This window comes from Photobacterium sagamiensis (assembly GCF_050337085.1).
Taxonomy (GTDB): Bacteria; Pseudomonadota; Gammaproteobacteria; order Enterobacterales; family Vibrionaceae; genus Photobacterium; species Photobacterium sagamiensis.
Genome location: NZ_JAKJSP010000029.1, coordinates 79,989 through 98,529 on the forward strand (window position 1 = coordinate 79,989; position 18,541 = coordinate 98,529).

Below are 18,541 nucleotides of genomic sequence, written 5' to 3' on the forward strand. Positions count from 1 at the left end.
TCTGATAAGCAAAAATGAAAAACCGCTGCATTGTGGCAGCGGCGTTCAGTTAGAAATGTCCATAATTGTCATGTTCTAATTGCTGATGCTGATTATCTGATTGATTACGCTTGCTGCTCTAATTGATAAAGCTGAATTTCGTGAAGTACCCGCTCCGTCAGCAATTCGCCCATCGCATCTTTGATGTTATCTTCCATTTGTGAAATTGCAGGGAATACAGATTTACGCATTTCTTCTACACACTCTTTTGATACCTTCATGCTCATGCCAAACTCAAATGAAGCAAGTGATAAAAATTTTTCCATTCGTTCAATGATCACTCTTGACATTTGGTGGTCGGCACCGATATCCAGCAGCTCCTGTTCGACAATTTGTTCGAGTGGCGTTAGCTCTCTTGGCTGCTCTTTTACTGGAAAAGCTACGATATTTGACATCTTATCCTCCAGATTCTATTTATGTGTAAAAATTCTCCGCTAAACGTCGCCTTTAAAACGTGCTGTAATTATTATCCTATGTGTATTTTTTGTTAAAGAAAAGTTTAAATGACTATTTTTCTCAATAAAAATTTCGTTTCCATTCAGCTTAAACATTCTCAGTTATGTTTCACATTATAATAAGTGCTTTTTTTCAGATACTTACGATAACATGGTAATGATACTTTCCTTGATAACAGCATATAGTGCCAGATTATGAAACCACTATAATCACACTTGGTACTAATAGTCAGTCAATTGACCATGGCAGAGCAATGAGTATCAGAACCGGCTAATCTGGATGAATCCTAATGCTTCCCCCTTTTTTTGTTGAAAATAGTATAAGCTAATGAATGCTCAAACGTTTTAGAGTGTAACTAGATATGACGGAATTGGAGAATCAAATGAAAAAAGCGCCATTATTAGTGGGATTACTGGCTGCAACAGCCCTATTAGCTGGCTGCTCAGATGATGAAGTGGGCGATGTCAGCTTAGGCATGTTCACCACCAAAGATATTAAAATCCAGACGTTCACCGATCCGGAAATCACGGGGGTAACCTGTCATATCAGCCATGTTCAGGGAAACCTCGATTTAGCAGATCCTTCTGATATGGGAATTGCCTGCCGACAAACCGGCTTTATCACCATGGACATGATGAAAGACATCGATACCTCGAAAAACGGTGAAGTGGTTTTTAAAGCTTCGAAGAGTATCTTGTTTAAGACCCTGAAAATCCGCCGTATCTACGATAAAGATAGCAAGACTTTGATGTACCTGTCTTACTCTACTAAGGAAACTCAGGGTAGCTATAAGCATTCACTGTCAACGGTTCCACTATATGGCTCAGAAGCCTGGACAGATTTGATGGCAGCCGAGCAGGCTGCGAAGCAACAATAATTATCTGCAATACCAACGTAGCCATAAAGGCCTGACGAACAAAAAGCGCCAATATCTCTAATTAAAGAGATTGGCGCTTTTTTTAGCTGTTTGTTAAAAAACCGCTTCTGACTTACGCTGAGTTCGGCACATCAAGCCCGTTGCGATAGATCCGTAGATCAAGACCTGCAGCCATAGCTGCCCCCACCAATTGATCACTTGCTCAAAGCTGGCTCCCATCTGATTTAGCCTCAGGAAACCATTAATTGCAGGCGTTGACGGCACAAGCTGAGCCAAGGCGTTTATGGGAGCCGGGATCGCTGATGCCGGCCAGATAAACCCGGCAGAGAAAATCAACGGGAAAGAGCTGAGCAAGACGATCAAGGTTGCCAGTTCACGCCGCGGGATCAATTGACCAATGATCATTCCAAGGAAAATCACTGCCAGTAAGAAGGGAATTGTCATTGCGATCAGATCTGATATCGATGCCAGGCGGTTAATTTGGTTGCTCGAAAAACTGTAACCAAAGTAATAGGCCACCAGCGGAAGATACATCAGCAAAAACAATGCTGCCCGCACGACCATAACCTGCCATGCAGGATAGCGTAGCCAGTATCCCGTTAGCCCCTGCAGACGGTATTCATTCTGTCCGCCCCCGAGTAAGGCAACGGCGATCAATAGCGTCTGATGCAATATCAAAACGAACACTGCAGGTACAACGTAATTGATGTAGCCCATGGTCGGGTTAAATACCGGGCGCATATTCAGCGCAATTGCTGAAGACTGCTCTGAGGCCAAGGCAATATTGTCCCCTGACATGACCATTCTCGACACTTTCGCTTTAGCTGCCAGCGTACCTCCTGCTGTCGCTAATCCTTCCACAATGGTGCCATAGACCAGAAAATATGCCGCATCACCGGCATAAGCCAAGGTCGGACTTTTATCCAACAATATATCGCGGTAAAAGTTATCCGGGATCACCAATAAACCTTGCACTTTACCGTTAATAAGTAAGGTCTTAGCCTGATCAATGCTATATGCATGCTGGGTGATCTTCACCTGTGGCGTCGCATCGACCATGCGTTCCAGTTCCCGGCTCAACTGGCTGTTATCCAGATTGACGACTGCCACAGTCTGCTCCCGCGGCAGTTGCTGAGAGTATGGTAGCGGATACAAAAACGAATAGATGATCACCCCGCCAAACACCGTAAATAACAGTGCCGGGTTGGTGAAAACAGCATTCAGCTCGAACTTAAATAATGCTCGCCAATTCATGCCTGACCTCCAGTTCCCAGTTCAGAGCTTCCAGGTTCAGATCGCATTCTGTTTCCAGCTTCAGAGCGTGCAAGTTTCTGCACTTTAAACATCACCGGGACAAGTGCCAGAGTGAAGCACATCAGTGCCGCCAAATTTGGCATTACTGCCTGTAACGACGCGCCGTAGTTCACTTGCTGAACCTGAATTTCAATATAATGACTCACCGGTAACATCGCTCGCCATAATTGCGCCAGAAACGGCATATCATTGACTGGAAATGTGATCCCCATAAACGCAAAAGCCGGGGCCGTAAAACCGGCCACTAAACTCATTGCACGAGTTGCATCCAGTGGAAGCAGGAAGAAAAGCGCTCCCATACTTTGGCAGGCAATCACCGTCGTTAACTGGGCAAACACTAAAATCAACCAGCTACCCCGCATTGGCCATTCCAGTAAGCCATACAAGCCCCAGAGGAAAAGCCCCCCTTGCAACAAAAATATGACCGTATAAGGTGCTAATTTTGCGAGCAGATTTCGTACCGGATGAGCAGCCAGCCAAGGTTGGATCCCCTGCCGGCGGAACTCTGCGGCCATGGAAAGTACAGTGGTCGCCACTATCAAAATCTGCCAGATAGCCGGTATCGCTGCCGATGCCAAAAACTGGCCATAATGGCTATTACTGTTAAACAACGGCGTGATCTGACTGCGAACCGGCACCGCTTGCCCCAGAGCCTGGCGCGGAACCGGGACACCATCAGCCATATTTTTAACGGTATCAATGGCTGCCGTATAGGTTCCTTGAGCCTGATTCATTGCAGAATTTATCAACTTACCAATCAAGAGGAACTGACTGTTGTAAAACGCAGTCACGTCCGGAACACGCCCTAGTATGGTCTCTTTTTCTAACTCATGAGGGATCACCACTAACGCGTAAATATCGCCGTTTCGTAATGCCTGACTGCCCTGTGCAACCGAGTTAAACTGCTGTGTCACCTCAAGCGTCGGGCTGGCATCATAGTAACGCACCAGTCCGCGAGACATCCGGCTATGGTCAAGATCAACGACACCAATCGCCAGATCCCGGGCGATACCCGCAGAAAAAATGGCCCAAATCGTGACAAACAAGACAACAGGGAGCCAAAACAGTAATGCTTTCAACCAGCCATCAGATGTCAGTATTCGCCACTCACGTTGGATCTGTGAAGTTAAAGCCATGGGATCTCTACTCTACTATCACACTCATGCCGACTCGCAAGCCGTCAATTGGCAGCGAAGGACGAGCTTCAACTTCAAAGGTTCGCATATCAAAGCCTTGCGCTGCATCAGTAGCACGCCAGGTAGCAAAATCACCCATCACAGAAACATGACTCACTTTGAATGAATAGCTATCATCACCCAGCGCCGGAATAGAGACGCTCAGTTCTACCCCCTGGTTATAGGCTTTTAGCTTATCTTCCCGTACATGGAAAACCGCCCACGCATCTTTCATGTCAATAACACTGACAACCGGAAAGCCTTGAGGCGCCAATTCGCCATCATGCATCAAGATCTGAGTCACTTCGCCGTTGTGCCAACTTTCAACTTTGGTATCAGCCGCGTAAGCTTCGACCTCAGCAACCGCCCCGGCCGCCATACGCACTTTTTCATTCGCGGCACGCTTAGTTTCCACTCGGGCACCTTCTTGTGCCATTCCGAACATCTGATACGCAGCACGTTCGGTATAGCGAGCTGCTTGCCACTGAGTGTAAGCTTCATCGCGTTTCTGCTCAGCAAGAACACCATCTTTGTAGAGGTTATCCACCCGTTTGTACGTTTTCTCCATCAAAGAAGAAGCCGCTTTGGCCTTTTGCCATTGGTCGCGCGCGGCTTCAATTTCCTGTCTTCGAGCGCCTTTTTCCGCTTGTGCCGCCATGGCCCCGGCCGCTTGTTCGCCTGCTTTAGCCTGTTCCAGTTTGGCATCCAGTTCGGGGCTTAGCAGAGTGAAAATCAGTTGGCCACGCTCGACCTGCTCGCCTTTTCGCACCAGTACCTGATCGATACGGCCCGGTACTTTCGACGATATATTGTATTGCTGAGCTTCAATTTGACCTTGCATACGCTCAGGCTGAGGCTGGTAAGCCTGCCAGAAGGTATAACCTACCCAACCGACTAGCGCTGCCGCAGGAATAGCAACAGCGAGTGACTTAAACTTACTCATTATTTAACCTCTAGACCTTGATATTGTTGATACTGATTGAAACTGTTCATCTCACCGCTTACTGCCAGCAAACGGGACAGTGAAATCACATATTTGTAGGCAGCCGCCAGCCGCTGCGTTTTGACACCCGCCTGAAACATTTCAGCATCAACGACATCAAGTGATGTAGACAACCCCTGGCTAAAGGCTTTTTCACGCAAGCGAACATTTTCTTGTGCCAAGTTCAGGCTTGAGGCCAGCCCTTCGTACTCTTCCAGTGCCTGACGAGCTTCACGATAGGTTTTCTCAACCAGTACCGATAAATCCTGCTCGGCCTGGGCACGCAGGTAGTTCACCTGTTTGACCGCACTATGAGCAGCCTGTACTTTGCCTGAACGGCCTGAACGGTCTAACAGCGGAATGCTGATGCCGACACCCACCGCCCAGTCAGGGGCGGTTTTCGCGGCAAGGGTATCGTCTTCATGAAGGCTGTAATTACCGTACAGATACACTTCCGGGTAATACTTGCCCTGCTCGACATCAATCAAACCATTCGCTTGTTTTTTCTTAGCATCGAGAATATGCAAACCAGGATAGTCGGCCAGCGTCTTATCAATAAATGCTGTCATTGGCGGCAAGGATCCATTGGTAAACAGACCAGAAGAGGGCATTGCAGGGGTAGTCAGTTTTAATAATTTGGTTAACGCGACTTGAGCAATTTCCAGATCACGCGCCGATTTCTGACGCTCTACACGGGCTTTATCATAAGAGGCTTCAGCCTGAAGGCGCTCAACTTTGGCAATCTGCCCTTGCTGCTCCAGCTTCCTTGCATGATCTAAATGCTTTTGCAGCCCTTGCTCAACATCGATACGGGTTTGCAGTACCTGCTCGGTTAATACAACACCGAAGTAGAATTTGGTTAGATCTTCAAACTTCGCCTGCTGCTTCATTGCCAGTAAGTACTTCGCTTCTTCCGTCTGTCCTTTGGCGATATCTTGCGCCGCATTAATTCTGCCACCGGTAAAAATTGGCCATATCGCACGAATAGAGCTGGTGAAAATATCACGGTCAGTCAGTTGCGAGGTAAATAATTGATCTATTTGAGCTGGACTCTTATGCAATAGACCCGACAACATTTGCTGCATCATGTCGCCTGCAGGCATGCTGCCAAATAGATCTGAAGGGGCGACCTCTATTGGTTTATCCAAGCGCGTATAGTTAGCGGAAACACTAAGCTGCGGCAGATAGAGATCGCTGGCGGCATCTTGCAGGTTCCCAGCTCGTTCAACATTGGCACGTTCTGCAGCTAATGCATCGTTACCCGTAACTACCGTCTGCCATGCTTCAGCGAAACTCACCGGTGCAGCATGAAGCCCCGGCGATAACACTAAAACAGCAGCAAGAAACGGCTTTGCCACTCGTGGCTTTATTCTCATTGTTAAACCCTTATAAGCCTTTGTCTTTGGCTGATTTACGGCCATTCTAGAGTAATAACTCTAGAATTCAACTTAACACTAGAGCAGAAATAGTACTAAGCCGCATATCCATCATATTAATCGTCGTGTTGAAATTTGAATGAGACAATTTTTGCATGTATTTCAGAAGCTTATAAATCTTTAGATAGGCAAGTGAGGGCAAAAGGTATTTTTTATAAACAAGTGACTACCCTGCCGGTAGAAAATAGTTTGAGTCAATCAAGCAACAATCTATGACAGAAAATTCAAAGCGCAATGGTTTTGAAACGACAAAAAACGGCCTGCAATAATACAGGCCGCTTTTATATTGTTCTTCTGCTAACTTAACAAGCAAGGCTTATTAACGATTTACCGAACAACCACTCAAGCTCTTTTGCGCTGCCATTACCGAAACGCTCCTGGCAGAGACTGTACAGGCGATCAATACCACGCGATGCAAATTCATGGGACGCTTCTGCTGTCACAATATGGTGGAACAACAAGCGTAATATGGCACAGAACTTATCATCTTTCAGAGCTTCAACCCAGCTGGTTACAAATGCTTCAAGTCCCTGTTCCAGTTCTAACTTTTCAACAAACAGAGAGAAAATACGTCCATCTAACGCATTAGAGAAATCCTGTTTTTTCGGGAAATGGTGGCTGATACCGGTACGTGAAATTCCTGTCTGGTTACTTAACGTGGTGTATGACATTTTGTCATAACCCAATGTTAATAGTTGGTCGACGACCGCATCCATGATTGTCTGAATTGTTATCTCTGTATCTTCTTTACTACGCTTTGGCATAATTAGTTGACTCTAGTCTTTAATTTTTTTTATCAACAATGTCACTTTCGAGCGAATAGCTCGAACAGTTAATGTAACGGTTTTATTGTCAGTCTGGTCTGACTAGTATCACAAAATGCGATTCCGTTAACTAGTTTATTATCACCTTTCCCATACGCCGGACTTAATAAAATACAAAAGAAAACAAAATCTTCGCCTCAGATCATGCTTTCAAGAAATTAATTATACCCAAAGCATCTCAAACTGCGTGATTCAGAGCTTCCTCTGAGATTTCGATTTAAGCGAAATGAGTATAGGAATGGTGCTCCCTTTCAATCGCTTTATTTCAGCCCCAGTCGTTTTGCTAATCGGTGCAAGTTACCGCTATCAATACTAAGCTGGCGCGCAGTGGCCGCCCAGTTCCAGGGTAAACACACAAACCTTGCGATAGCTGAACACTGGCGTTGGTGGGTAGTGCACCTGTAGGTTGAAGGCTTCTTTGAAACATTCGCTACCTCAGTGATTGCGTTAATGTTCGTTCGCCTGGGTCTGGCCGGAGACACGAAAGTCTGGGATGACAAATGGCTGAAATGGGCATTCTGGACCCTTAACATCAGCCTGGCAGCTATGCTGTTTATGTCCCTGTTGCCTGACTTGCTTTATCAACTGTCACTTGAACTGGGGTGGGGGTAACGCCCCCCTTTTTTCCCGTATCACTCTGAGGACAGCCATGTATCTCGCGTTCAAGAGCTTTCACGTAATTACCGTCTGTATCAGCCTTTCTCTGTTTGTATTACGCTTCATTTTGATCAGCAGAAAATCGGGCTGGGCGCAACACCCTGTGCTCAAGGTTCTGCCGCACATCAATGATTCAATGCTACTGATGAGTGGTATGGCATTAATAGGGATCACCCGTTTTATACCTTTCACCCCGGCCGCTCCCTGGCTGACAGTCAAGCTGGGATGTGTCATCGGGTATATCTTTACCGGTTCATTCGCTCTTAAACCTTCTACATCTCAGTGGCAACGCTCGGTATTTTTTATCGGTGCCCTGGGCTGGGTAATTTTTATTCTTAAACTGGCTATCAGCAAACAGGTATAGAACTGCTGGTTGATATAACGTCCTTCTCCCGCTTAATACAGACATCACCTCCGGTTTAACTGCCAACGTCTGCTTTAGCACTGGCATCATCTGACACACCTCTGCAGGCTCGTCACTGGCGGCCTTTTGATGTTTCCCAGTACAAAAACAAGACACAAAAGATAAAAAACAACATTTCTTTCGCGAAAAGTACGATTGTATCCCAGAATCATTAATGAGATAGGTGTACTAAATGGCCAGAACACGAACATCATAACAAACCAGTAGCACATTTACCTTCAACTCATATGCAACAAAATAATAACATATGCAATTATTTCAAAAGCTAGCCATTAGGCACAAAAAATAATACGAGCGTTTAAATTTCCCCTTATATTTCATGAGGATGCTATAACACCAGCAACATAAGTGAGGTTTTTTTTCCGCTAACAGTAGGAGAGCTGGTCAAAATTTAAACTTGACGGGCTAGTTCTTAGAGCCTTTACTTTAACAGCATCATAACACCACAAGGATGGGACTAATATGACTTTACCTCTGCCCACGGAACGCTTAAGAGAAACACTTATGGCTCAACCCTTACCGCATGAGATGATTTTAAAATGGGCCGAAGAACGTCCGAATGAAGTCTATCTGCGACAGATTATTGATAGAAAATTCGTTGATTTCACTTATGCAGACGTAGCCGATAAAGCACTTCGTCTTGTTAGCGCTCTACGCAGTATGGGTATCCAGCCCGGCGATCGGGTAGCATTAATGTCAAAAAACTGTGCCGAATGGTTTATTACAGATTTTGCACTAATGCTGGGTAGTTACATCAGTGTCCCCATCTTTCCTACAGCAGGCCCTGATACAATCGAACACTGCGCCACGCATAGTGAATCCAAAGTGCTCATTATAGGTAAGCTTGACGACTCGAAAGCGGTTGAGTCCGTCTTGGCCAAATATCCCGGCCTCCCAACGATTGCTTTCTCCTATCCCGGTACCCCGGAGTGTACGCACAAATTTAATACCCTCGTCACTGAAACGCCCCCAAGTGAAGAGCGTCCAAAACATACTCAAGACGAACTGATGTCCATTGTTTATACATCAGGTACATCGGGCTTGCCTAAAGGGGCAATGCTGACTTACGGTTCATTTGCCTGGACGACACAACGCCTGGTTGACCATATCGGCATGCAAGAGGGCGAACGACTATTTTCTTACCTGCCTTTAGCCCATATTACTGAACGTGTTTATATCTTCGGTACATCAGTGATGGCGGGAATTCAGGTTGCCTTCCCTGAATCGCTCGATACCTTTATCGAAGATGTCAAAATGTACCGACCCACCCTCTTTATCTCAGTCCCTCGACTGTGGACCCTGTTCCAGCAGCGTATCTTAGATAAGCTGCCTCAAGGCAGACTGAATTTTCTGCTTAAGATCCCGTTCATTTCCGGCGTTATCAAGCGCAAGCTCGCTGATGGTTTAGGCTTGAATAAAGCACGTATGCTGGGTTGTGGCTCGGCCCCTGTATCGTCAGCCCTATTACGCTGGTATGAAACCATCGGCCTGAATATCACCGAAGCCTGGGGACTTACCGAGAATTTTGCTTACAGCACCATAAACCACCCATTCCGCAGTGACAAAATTGGCACAGTCGGTAATGCAGGCCCTGGTGTAGAGATCAAAATCGCCTCTAATGACGAGATCCTTGTTCGCAGTCTCGGCCTGTTTTCTGGCTATTACAAAAATGAAGACGCGACCAAGGAAATCATCGATGAAGACGGCTGGTTGCATACCGGTGATATTGGTTCCATTGACGAAGATGGCTACCTCACCATTCAAGGTCGTATCAATGACAACTTCAAGACGGCGAAAGGTAAGTTTGTCGCCCCCGTACCCATTGAAAAACGCTTATTTGAGCTGAGCAACATTGAAACAATGTGTGTGATAGGCTCGGGTATGCCTTTCCCAATTTTATTGGCGATCCCACATGAGTTCCCTCACTTTGACCCAGCCCGTTATGAACATAAGGTCCACCGAGTGATCGAAACCATTAATAGCGAACTGGAATCTCATGCGAAGATCAAAGGGGTACTGATGGTGAAAGAACCATGGAGTGTCGAGAATGGCATACTCACCCCGACCCTTAAGATCAAGCGTCATATCTTAGAGAAAAAATACCATGACCTAGGCGCCAACTGGCCGAAAGACAAGCTGATCCAGTGGGAGGAGTGATTTTCTAAGCTCCCCTGTAATACCCCGCCCAACCATAAAGCCACCGAAAGGTGGCTTTATGATTTACGGTATTCAGCAAGGCAAATATCAACCATCAGAACAAAGACTGAATCATCCCTACTCCCTTCTGCCTAAACCAAGTCAAACAATCAATACCGCCGCCACAGTTATCCAAATTCGTTTCTTCTTGTCATATATCCCATGGGTAGATCCACCAATACAGTGTTCGTGCTGACCATCAACACACTGAGTAGGTTCAAGTATAAGCCTATTTGAAAGTTATGCTTTTAGTTCTTTCAGTATGGTTTTGCCCGAACTATCCTCACTGGTTTGATCAATGTCATATGCATTGTGAACAGTAATAAACTTACAGTACATTTATGTATGATTACTCATACATAGGAGCGTAGAATGTACCGATATGTACGTTATGAGACTGAAATATACATTTTCTTATGCTAATTCAGTCATTTAACATAATTGATATAATCTGCCCTAATTTTTATCATCGGATTAAAGGTACTGTCAGAAATGCATGACCCTGCTCAAACAGAATTAGCTCATCGAATTTTATCTAACTGGGAAGAGCTTCTAACAAAATATGCTGATGATAAAAAAGGTTGGAATGAAGTTTATAAAGAATATTTTGTTTTTGACAAAGCAAGAAATCTTAATAATTACTTATATTGGCATGTTTGTGAATTCTCTCATAAATATCCTCTTTCACATTATTATTTATGTTCTGTTAAATCATCAGTTGAAGGCGGATTATCAGTTTCCGCTCCTAATAAAGTTCAAGAAACATTATATGAATTACGAAAGATTGCACTTGAAATATATTTACACAATAGAGAAGAAGATAAGGTTAAATATATTTCACTTTCAAGATCTTTACACTGTGCATCTCATGTAATTCGTTACTACCGTGAAGCTGAAGCTGAAGCTGCGCATAAAAAGTTTTCTGATTATCTTCTTTATGGTGAGAAAAATGAATCTTTCTTTAAGAAAACTTGCTATTTAGTTGCGGGCATTGGTAATAATCCAGCTACGGCCAATAATGAGTTACGTAAGTTCCAAGAACTGAACATTTCAATAAAACTCCCATTAGAACAGAGGATTGATTTGCTCATTCAAGATGGTGAATCATCGATAGCTGAGTTTAAAGCGGCTTATTTTCATAACTCAATTAGAATTTATGATAAAGAAAAGATAGCTCTTCAGCGCGTTGCCACTGTTGTTTCATTTCTTAATTCTCAAGGTGGAACTTTATTGATTGGTGTTGATGATGATGGGCAAATTCATGGCATTGATGAAGAAGTTATTCATCATTTTCAAGGGAGTTTAGACCTTTTTCAGCAGCACTGGGAAACATTATTACGTGATAAAATTGCTGGCTCTAAAGATATAGAAAGTGAGAAGATTACTCAAATTGCTTTACCTCCAATTGTAACTAGTGAACCAGTTATGCTTAATGGGAAAACAATTTATGTTGTTCGTTGTAAGTATAACCAGAATTTTCTTTTCTATTATAAAAATAAAAAACAATACAGCTACTATATAAGAAATAATGTTTCAAAGAAGAAAATGACGGAAGAACAACTAAAAGTTTATTTGGATTTAATGGCACATTGTGATAGTGAGTAGTTTTTCTGGTTTTGTTCACCCCGTCTAGTAATACGGGGGGAAAGGTTTTTGTGTGCACCATGCCTTACAGCGCGGTCATGAACTCCCGAAATGTATCATGGGGCAAATTTAATCTGTTCTCTTAGTTTTTCTATGTTGTTTCTGCTCTAGCTACCTCCGACCTTTCTATCTGTTCTGGCTCGAAGATCATGTTACGGTGTCACGCTCTATCATCATCCCCTCTTTGATCTCATAACAAATTAGTATTCCATTTCTGATGGTTTAATATTAAACATATATTATATGCAACTGGTATGACTTGTTGTTGCTGAGTATACCTCAGAAGAATATGAGAAGTGCCTTAGTACAATTTGCTGTTAGGAGATCGATATGGATATCATTAAAAATGAGACACAAAGCTTCGATGCTGATGTCATTCAGTTGTACTTAAGAGAAATCGCACATAAACCCCTCCTGACGAAAAAAGAAGAGATCTTGTATAGCCGTAAGAGCCTTACTGGTGATATGGCGGCTAAAAAGGTAATGATTGAGAGTAACTTACGCCTTGTCGTGAGTATTGCTAAGAAATACCGCCGTAGTGGCATGCAACTCAGTGATCTGATTGATGAAGGAAACATAGGCCTGATAACAGCTGTTGATAAATATGACCCTGAGCGGGGCTTTCGTTTTTCAACCTACTCCACATGTTGGATTAAGCAGACCATTGACCGCTTCATTCATAACCATGCCCGTACTATTCGTTTACCTGTGCACGTTTCTAAAGAAATCAACACTATTTTTAGAACGCATAAACGGTTGATGAAGAATACCAGTCATGACCCTAGTCATGAAGAAGTTGCTAAAGAGCTTGAACGTAGTGTCGACGATATTACTTCCGTGCTTGCTTATGATGTGCCGGTGGTGTCTCTCGATAAAACGATTGGTGATAACGCTAATTCTCATTCGATTTCAGTCTTCATCACTGATGATTCATCAACGAGCCCTGAAACGCATGTTGATAAACAGGATGTTCGTAAGCTGGTTATGGCAATGCTAGAGAGCTTGAATCAACGAGATCGCGAGATTCTTTGCCGTCGATTTGGTTTACTGGGTTATGAAACCCAGACACTTCAACAAGTTGCCGATGCAGTTGGTCTAACTCGTGAACGTATTCGTCAACGACAGTTGAGCTCTTTAGAGAAACTTAAAGAAATCCTGCTTCGTGATAATTGCGATATGGAAACTCTTTTTGTCGAAACTGTGTAACATAATGGCTTGTGGCTAGCATGCTCAACTATGTATGAAGTGAATCATAATGTAATTTACGTTTAAATTCATAAAATTACATGGTACATGCTAGGTGTCTGCCCCATTGGTTTTTTAGGGGCCGCGGAGGTAGATTTAATATTTCCGCTGTAATTTTTTTATCCATACACCTACCCTAATCGTGAATTTTTTGTCTGACTCAGTCTAAACTTTAGTTATGCATCCACTAAGAATGGGTATTTGGATGAAGTATTTAATTGCATTGATTGTTTCGGTGGTGTTGTTTTCAACATTTATGAGCGTGCTTGGGTTTGATTACAACATTTTGACAAAACCATTAGATGAGATAAAGATTATGGCAAACCTTGCTGTCTTTTTTGTCATCTACTCCTTGGTGAGGTGGTTAATAGATAAAATTTTCCAGTAAGTTAACGTCAACGGTCATGAATGATTTCCGGTAAGCTGGAAAGCCGGATGTTTCTAGCCACCATCCCCAACACCATTTCTTGTAATTTATCCGTAAACGCTCTAAATCTAAACGCGTTAACTAACTGCCAACGCGCTTGTTTGTATCTATGGCCTTGATAGTATCAGCGTCTGCTTGGTAGGTTTTTAAGACGGCGTGCTGTTTGAATGATGGTAGCTTTGTTCTTACTGTCCTGCTCTGCCCCAATCTCTAGCAGAGCGTTTCCAGTGATGATTCTGTCAGGTGTCAAACTCCATCCCCCAGGGATAATTAGTTTCTCTTTGTTAATTCTCCACCCTTCCCATCGTTCATGAAATACACCTAATTCTCTGCCAGAATACATTTTCATTAGGCGTCTACATTCTGGTGGGATATCTTGTCCCGAATCCCATCGCGTGACCGTCCTCACAGTTTTAAAACAAAGATTAGCGGCTTCAATCTTTGATAAACCGCATATGAATTTCCTAAATATATAATTTTCACTGTGTTTTTTGGTCATGATGTCCATTTTATGAGCCCACTTATACTTCAAGTGGTTTCATAATATCCAGTGAATACGGGGCTATCTTATAAAATCACTAGTAATTTGTATTTACCATAATCTGTTCATAATACGCACTAAACAAAACTAACACTCAGAAATAAAATAAAAAGAACACATATAGGAAGGGTTATTAATCTCAGGCAATAAAAGCTAACCAAATGCGCAGCTAAAGGGAGGTATAAAAATAGTTAGCAGTGCTTATCAATAACCATTAGCTATGAGCTAAACTTGGCCTCCTGAATATCAGCTGAATGCGAGATAAATAAGTGTAATATAGCGCACATAAGTAGCATCAGATGATTCATCATATTATTCGAACTTAAAATACATTTATAAACATATAGTTAAGCATGAAATCAACTAATAAAATCCATTCTATGCTCAAACTTATTAGATGATTACTTGTTGTGGCTTATCAAATTTAATATCAGACAGCAGTTGTTCAGTAACTGTACCGTAATATCAGATTTGTTTAGTTGTTATTTCAATCGGGTTTACTAAAGAGAGAACAGTATAACCTGAACTGAAAGATGTTATGAATCATTAATCGCTATTTTTAGTTTAGGTGCTTGTTTTGCAATGTGATTCGTCACTTAAGCATAAACAAACCCAAGTTGCTTCAACAAGTTTTTTGAAAGACTAATTCTAATTTTCAGCTTTTTTTGAAAAAATTACACTTTATTATTTATATAAATCGAAACGAAGTCTGAACTGAGAAGAGAAAGGGATCACTTCCTAGATGGAATGACAAGTTTTCAACACATAGCAAATCTTTAATATTAAGATAGTGGAAATAAACATGAAAAATCCTATACTTACAGTAACCCTATTAGGCCTAATGTCTTTTGGTGCTTCCGCTGCTCAATATAATCACCATGATGATAATGTCAGTGATCGCTATTCGAATGAACTTCGCCTGAAAGCATTTAAAGGTAAGCCAACTTATCAAGTAAAAGTTAATCCACAGCTGTTAGTAGACCGTGACGAACCAGTATCAACACGACATGCCACTGAACTTCGTAAGCAAGCATTGGGCGAACCTGTACGTAATGTTGAGTCATTCGCACAACGTGACCGTGACGAACCAGTATCAACACAGCATGCCACTGAGTTACGCTTGAAAGCCTTTGAAGGTAATTCTTTTGCTATGGCGCAAGTTGGTCGAACTGGTGGTTATGATTTCTCTTATGACTCTGTAATCGATGATGCTAAAAACAATCACCGCTAATCTTTAAATGGCGGGGTTTCGAGGTCGCATATTGCGGCCTTTTCGTACTTTACAGGCAAAAAAAAACTGAGCATCCGGCTCAGTTAAAAAAAACAATTTGAAGTTAGGTAATGGTTATCATGAAACCATTGGCTACGAGTATAACTTGAATGACTGAATCTCCGCTTAATGCGAGAGGCATCACTTATTAAATGATCGCGTATGTTCAGTACTGATTTTACGTAACGCCCGTAAAGCGTCTCTGCTTGTTTGGGTAATGTTTGTTTGGGTAAAATCAATGTCGCATCGGCGGCCTTTTTTGTCTATAGGCATTACACGACTGCGTTAATTTTAACTTAATGTCACAGGTATTTCGACAACATTAATAAGTAGAGAGTTAGTATTAGAAATTTCGCTCAATTGATTGTGACATAGCAAAAAGTAATTTTACTTTTAAGGCTTTTTGCTTTTTTAATTGTTTTTCTTCTTTAGTCATTACACCGCAAATCTTTCTTAAAAACGTCATACCAAGAACCTATATAGAGCGGCCATTCATTGCCACAACATTGATTAAAGCAATACTCACGCCATATTTACCATGCCCCTCAGTAAAGCGATCTTCAGGGTTCTGAGGGGGCAAGAGCATTGAGGATCAGGATCGGGACGTTTCAATGCTCTTGCTTAAATTTGGATTAGTTAGCAGCTATCTTGCCGCTTTGGGTTTTGTGACTTCTAAACGTTGTATCTGTTGGTAATCTAACTACAACTGTGAGCATAGCTTTATAACATTGAACCTGTGCTGAATGTTGCAATGTTTAACACATTTAACATGTGTGGTTGGTGGTACAACGTGTCATGATTTCACGTCACCTATAAGGCTTGGCCTCGCGGTAGTTATTAACCACTAATTCTGAATCCCAGGCAAAAAAAAGCTGAGCATCCTGCTCAGCTAAAGGAATAAATAATAAATACACAAAATTAGCAGTGGTTCAGCAATGAAACTATTGGCTATGACCATAACTTGAATGACTGAATCTCCGCTTAATGCGAGAGGCATCATCCATTAAATGATCGCGAATGTTCAGTACTGATTTTACGTAACGCCCGTAAACCGAATCACGGAACGGAAAGGTCGTCTCTGCCAGCCTTTCCGAAGTCGGTCTGAAAATTAAGCTGTACAAAAAGTGTACAACTGTTATTATTTCGCTCGCTCTGTTGTTCAGAGAGTTATTAAATGCAACATCAAGTACAAGTTAAACCTTAAGCTACATCTACGTTATCGTTTTGTACCTCAGTGTTTCCCTTATATTTACCGTAACATTAAATAATTCAACCGCTTAGCACGTCGCATTTTGGCGATTTATTAATGAATTTTTATAAGGGGAAACATATGTCTAATTCAAGTACTGGTATCGTAAAATGGTTCAACGAAGATAAAGGTTTTGGTTTTATCACTCAGGATAACGGCGGCGCTGACGTATTCGTTCATTTCCGCGCTATTGCTTCTGAAGGTTTTAAAACTCTAGCTGAAGGTCAAAAAGTTTCTTTTGACGTAGAGCAAGGTCAAAAAGGCCTTCAAGCAGCGAACGTAGTTGCTTTATAAGTCGAAGACTTATCTTCTGAAAAAGTGCTGGCTATGGCCGGCATTTTTTATGCGTGTCGTTTAAGCATTGGTTCGATACCTACTCAACATAACAGCCAAACAATGAAATGATAGGTCGTCCTATGGGTGCTCTTTAAAAGATCTCTCTGAGATACATTTCTTTTGCTATGTCGATGAGATCCGTATTTTTAGATATAGGTAATGATGCGATCAGGCCACTAAAGACCAGCTCTGCTTTCATTGCTTTAAGTTGAGCATCATCAATATGATGTTGGACTAGCATTTCTGTGATCAGGTTAACTCTGTCTTGTTTGTACTGGGTGCAAATTGACGCTATACCCTTGTCTTTATTGCAAAATTCACTATAAGCAAGCTGGAAGTAACAACCATAAAACTGCTTATTCATCACCAGTTGGCGGAGGCTTTCAAATCGCATCTCTATTTTTTGTTCTAGTGACAGTTCCGGGTTGTTAATCAGCTCTATCAGTGAATCRGTGTGTTTCTTGGCATAATRGCTGAGTGTTTCTGATATCAGGCACTCTTTTGAATTGAAATACCGGTAAATGGTCGCTTTAGAAAACCCTGTTTCCGCAGTGAGCTCATCCACGCTGGTTCCTTGATAACCATTTCTAATGCAGAGATCTGCCGTCACTTCAATTATCTTGAGTCTCTTCTCTTCTTTCTTGCTCATCTTCAATCTCCCAACAACAACTCAACAATCTAAAAGTAAACTAAACTGTTTCGTATTAAAAGTCTTGACTTATTATTTCTGTGAGCTAACCTCTATTACAAGCAAAAACAAAACGAAACAGTTTAGTTCACCCACGGGAGTTATAATATGTCTATTAAAACAATTGCACTATCTACATTCTTGTTGGTTTCAGCCTCTACTGTGATGGCCGCACCAGGATATGATCATGATGATAATGTCAGCGATCGCCAGGCGAATCTAGTTATCAGGTAAACGTTAATCCACAGCTGTCAGTAGACCGTGACGAGAACGTATCAACACGACATGCCACTAAATTACGTAAGCAAGCATTGAGCAAGTCCGTGCGTAACGTTGAGCCATTCGTACAACGTGATCGTGACGAGCAGATATCAACACAGCATGCCACGGAGTTACGCTTAAAAGCCTTTGAAGATAATTCCTTTGCTATGACGCAAGTTGGTCAAACAGGTGGCTATGATTTCTCCTCTGGCGCTGGAATTGATAGTAATTATCGCAATCACCGCTGATTTTCAAAGAACAGAGTTTGAAGGTCGCCACTTGACGGCCTTTTTTGATATCAACAAATTTTCTGACTAACTTGTTCTATTTTTCCTGCTTTTTTTGAAACACATCACACTTTACTATTTGTATAAATCGAAACGAAGTCTGAACCGTAAAGGTAAAGGGATTACTCCTAAAAGGGAATGACAAGTTTTCAACACTGCAAAAATATTTAACATTAAGATAGTGGGGATAAACATGAAAAATTCTGTACTTAC

At 42.4% G+C, this 18,541-nt stretch carries 20 protein-coding genes; 11 read left to right on the top strand and 9 right to left on the bottom strand.

What is annotated here, in order from left to right; all coding sequences use genetic code 11:
• Positions 1-104 precede the first annotated feature (104 nt).
• Positions 105-434: a hypothetical protein gene (locus L4D76_RS15180; RefSeq protein WP_428441737.1), complete on the bottom strand. Its 330-nt coding sequence runs from the start codon at positions 432-434 to the stop codon at positions 105-107.
• 443 nt (positions 435-877) lie between these two features.
• Here L4D76_RS15180 and L4D76_RS15185 point away from each other — a divergent pair, with 443 nt between their 5' ends.
• Entirely contained in the window at positions 878-1,372 is a 495-nt protein-coding gene (locus tag L4D76_RS15185) for a CreA family protein (RefSeq protein WP_428441738.1), read from the top strand.
• 93 nt (positions 1,373-1,465) lie between these two features.
• On the opposite strand, the gene L4D76_RS15190 is transcribed toward L4D76_RS15185, so the two are convergent.
• The 5 genes from L4D76_RS15190 to L4D76_RS15210 form a co-directional block, all read right to left on the bottom strand.
• Complete coding sequence (locus tag L4D76_RS15190; protein ID WP_428441739.1) at positions 1,466-2,626, bottom strand: ABC transporter permease; 1,161 nt, start codon at positions 2,624-2,626, stop codon at positions 1,466-1,468.
• Positions 2,623-3,822, bottom strand: coding sequence for an ABC transporter permease (locus L4D76_RS15195; protein ID WP_428441740.1), 1,200 nt, complete (start codon positions 3,820-3,822; stop codon positions 2,623-2,625). Before L4D76_RS15195 ends, L4D76_RS15190 begins: the two co-directional genes overlap by 4 nt.
• Before the next feature lie 7 nt (positions 3,823-3,829).
• Entirely contained in the window at positions 3,830-4,804 is a 975-nt protein-coding gene (locus tag L4D76_RS15200) for an HlyD family secretion protein (protein ID WP_428441741.1), read from the bottom strand.
• Positions 4,804-6,219 carry a TolC family protein gene (locus L4D76_RS15205; RefSeq protein WP_428441742.1) on the bottom strand — a complete coding sequence of 472 codons (1,416 nt, stop codon included), beginning with the start codon at positions 6,217-6,219 and terminating at the stop codon, positions 4,804-4,806. Before L4D76_RS15205 ends, L4D76_RS15200 begins: the two co-directional genes overlap by 1 nt.
• Positions 6,220-6,581: 362 nt before the next feature.
• Entirely contained in the window at positions 6,582-7,043 is a 462-nt protein-coding gene (locus tag L4D76_RS15210) for a TetR/AcrR family transcriptional regulator (protein ID WP_428441743.1), read from the bottom strand.
• A gap of 510 nt (positions 7,044-7,553) precedes the next feature.
• Between L4D76_RS15210 and L4D76_RS15215 the strand changes: the two genes are divergently transcribed.
• The 6 genes from L4D76_RS15215 (at position 7,554) to L4D76_RS15240 (ending at position 13,657) form a co-directional block, all read left to right on the top strand.
• A complete protein-coding gene (locus tag L4D76_RS15215; RefSeq protein ID WP_428441744.1) occupies positions 7,554-7,715 on the top strand; it encodes a hypothetical protein in 162 nt (53 codons plus the stop codon).
• Positions 7,716-7,752: 37 nt separating this feature from the next.
• Positions 7,753-8,124: a SirB2 family protein gene (locus L4D76_RS15220; RefSeq protein WP_428441745.1), complete on the top strand. Its 372-nt coding sequence runs from the start codon at positions 7,753-7,755 to the stop codon at positions 8,122-8,124.
• Between the two features lie 588 nt (positions 8,125-8,712).
• Positions 8,713-10,341 (top strand): AMP-binding protein, encoded by a 1,629-nt coding sequence (locus L4D76_RS15225; RefSeq protein WP_428441759.1) that lies wholly within the window; start codon positions 8,713-8,715, stop codon positions 10,339-10,341.
• A gap of 531 nt (positions 10,342-10,872) precedes the next feature.
• Complete coding sequence (locus tag L4D76_RS15230) at positions 10,873-11,985, top strand: AlbA family DNA-binding domain-containing protein (protein ID WP_428441746.1); 1,113 nt, start codon at positions 10,873-10,875, stop codon at positions 11,983-11,985.
• Positions 11,986-12,354: 369 nt separating this feature from the next.
• Entirely contained in the window at positions 12,355-13,230 is an 876-nt protein-coding gene (gene rpoS, locus L4D76_RS15235) for an RNA polymerase sigma factor RpoS (protein ID WP_428441747.1), read from the top strand.
• 244 nt (positions 13,231-13,474) lie between these two features.
• Positions 13,475-13,657, top strand: coding sequence for a hypothetical protein (locus tag L4D76_RS15240; RefSeq protein WP_428441748.1), 183 nt, complete (start codon positions 13,475-13,477; stop codon positions 13,655-13,657).
• 163 nt (positions 13,658-13,820) lie between these two features.
• Here the strand turns inward: L4D76_RS15240 and L4D76_RS15245 are convergent, their stop codons facing one another.
• On the bottom strand, positions 13,821-14,204 hold the full coding sequence (locus tag L4D76_RS15245; protein WP_428441749.1) for a DUF3653 domain-containing protein: 384 nt from the start codon (positions 14,202-14,204) through the stop codon (positions 13,821-13,823).
• 835 nt (positions 14,205-15,039) lie between these two features.
• On the opposite strand from L4D76_RS15245, the gene L4D76_RS15250 reads away from it, so the two are divergent.
• Positions 15,040-15,468 carry a hypothetical protein gene (locus L4D76_RS15250; RefSeq protein WP_428441750.1) on the top strand — a complete coding sequence of 143 codons (429 nt, stop codon included), beginning with the start codon at positions 15,040-15,042 and terminating at the stop codon, positions 15,466-15,468.
• Positions 15,469-15,850: 382 nt separating this feature from the next.
• Here the strand turns inward: L4D76_RS15250 and L4D76_RS15255 are convergent, their stop codons facing one another.
• Complete coding sequence (locus L4D76_RS15255) at positions 15,851-15,973, bottom strand: hypothetical protein (protein WP_428441751.1); 123 nt, start codon at positions 15,971-15,973, stop codon at positions 15,851-15,853.
• Between the two features lie 864 nt (positions 15,974-16,837).
• Here L4D76_RS15255 and cspE point away from each other — a divergent pair.
• Positions 16,838-17,050, top strand: a complete 213-nt coding sequence (gene cspE / locus L4D76_RS15260) for a transcription antiterminator/RNA stability regulator CspE (protein ID WP_428441752.1) — start codon at positions 16,838-16,840, stop codon at positions 17,048-17,050.
• 133 nt (positions 17,051-17,183) lie between these two features.
• Here the strand turns inward: cspE and L4D76_RS15265 are convergent, their stop codons facing one another.
• Positions 17,184-17,741 (bottom strand): TetR/AcrR family transcriptional regulator, encoded by a 558-nt coding sequence (locus L4D76_RS15265; protein ID WP_428441753.1) that lies wholly within the window; start codon positions 17,739-17,741, stop codon positions 17,184-17,186.
• Positions 17,742-17,888: 147 nt separating this feature from the next.
• On the opposite strand from L4D76_RS15265, the gene L4D76_RS15270 reads away from it, so the two are divergent.
• Entirely contained in the window at positions 17,889-18,014 is a 126-nt protein-coding gene (locus L4D76_RS15270; RefSeq protein WP_428441754.1) for a hypothetical protein, read from the top strand.
• Positions 18,015-18,091: 77 nt separating this feature from the next.
• The gene (locus L4D76_RS15275; RefSeq protein ID WP_428441755.1) at positions 18,092-18,289 is read left to right on the top strand and encodes a hypothetical protein; all 198 of its coding nucleotides are present in this window, start codon (positions 18,092-18,094) and stop codon (positions 18,287-18,289) included.
• Positions 18,290-18,541 lie beyond the last annotated feature (252 nt).

Excerpts from the sequence above, each read along its gene's own strand:
- L4D76_RS15180 (WP_428441737.1), bottom strand. The coding sequence starts at position 434 with ATGTCAAATATCGTAGCTTTTCCAGTAAAAGAGCAGCCAAGAGAGCTA.
- L4D76_RS15185 (WP_428441738.1), top strand. The coding sequence starts at position 878 with ATGAAAAAAGCGCCATTATTAGTGGGATTACTGGCTGCAACAGCCCTA.
- L4D76_RS15190 (WP_428441739.1), bottom strand. The coding sequence starts at position 2,626 with ATGAATTGGCGAGCATTATTTAAGTTCGAGCTGAATGCTGTTTTCACC.
- L4D76_RS15195 (WP_428441740.1), bottom strand. The coding sequence starts at position 3,822 with ATGGCTTTAACTTCACAGATCCAACGTGAGTGGCGAATACTGACATCT.
- L4D76_RS15200 (WP_428441741.1), bottom strand. The coding sequence starts at position 4,804 with ATGAGTAAGTTTAAGTCACTCGCTGTTGCTATTCCTGCGGCAGCGCTA.
- L4D76_RS15205 (WP_428441742.1), bottom strand. The coding sequence starts at position 6,219 with ATGAGAATAAAGCCACGAGTGGCAAAGCCGTTTCTTGCTGCTGTTTTA.
- L4D76_RS15210 (WP_428441743.1), bottom strand. The coding sequence starts at position 7,043 with ATGCCAAAGCGTAGTAAAGAAGATACAGAGATAACAATTCAGACAATC.
- L4D76_RS15215 (WP_428441744.1), top strand. The coding sequence starts at position 7,554 with ATGTTCGTTCGCCTGGGTCTGGCCGGAGACACGAAAGTCTGGGATGAC.
- L4D76_RS15220 (WP_428441745.1), top strand. The coding sequence starts at position 7,753 with ATGTATCTCGCGTTCAAGAGCTTTCACGTAATTACCGTCTGTATCAGC.
- L4D76_RS15225 (WP_428441759.1), top strand. The coding sequence starts at position 8,713 with ATGATTTTAAAATGGGCCGAAGAACGTCCGAATGAAGTCTATCTGCGA.
- L4D76_RS15230 (WP_428441746.1), top strand. The coding sequence starts at position 10,873 with ATGCATGACCCTGCTCAAACAGAATTAGCTCATCGAATTTTATCTAAC.
- rpoS (WP_428441747.1), top strand. The coding sequence starts at position 12,355 with ATGGATATCATTAAAAATGAGACACAAAGCTTCGATGCTGATGTCATT.
- L4D76_RS15240 (WP_428441748.1), top strand. The coding sequence starts at position 13,475 with ATGAAGTATTTAATTGCATTGATTGTTTCGGTGGTGTTGTTTTCAACA.
- L4D76_RS15245 (WP_428441749.1), bottom strand. The coding sequence starts at position 14,204 with ATGGACATCATGACCAAAAAACACAGTGAAAATTATATATTTAGGAAA.
- L4D76_RS15250 (WP_428441750.1), top strand. The coding sequence starts at position 15,040 with ATGAAAAATCCTATACTTACAGTAACCCTATTAGGCCTAATGTCTTTT.
- L4D76_RS15255 (WP_428441751.1), bottom strand. The coding sequence starts at position 15,973 with ATGACGTTTTTAAGAAAGATTTGCGGTGTAATGACTAAAGAAGAAAAA.
- cspE (WP_428441752.1), top strand. The coding sequence starts at position 16,838 with ATGTCTAATTCAAGTACTGGTATCGTAAAATGGTTCAACGAAGATAAA.
- L4D76_RS15270 (WP_428441754.1), top strand. The coding sequence starts at position 17,889 with ATGTCTATTAAAACAATTGCACTATCTACATTCTTGTTGGTTTCAGCC.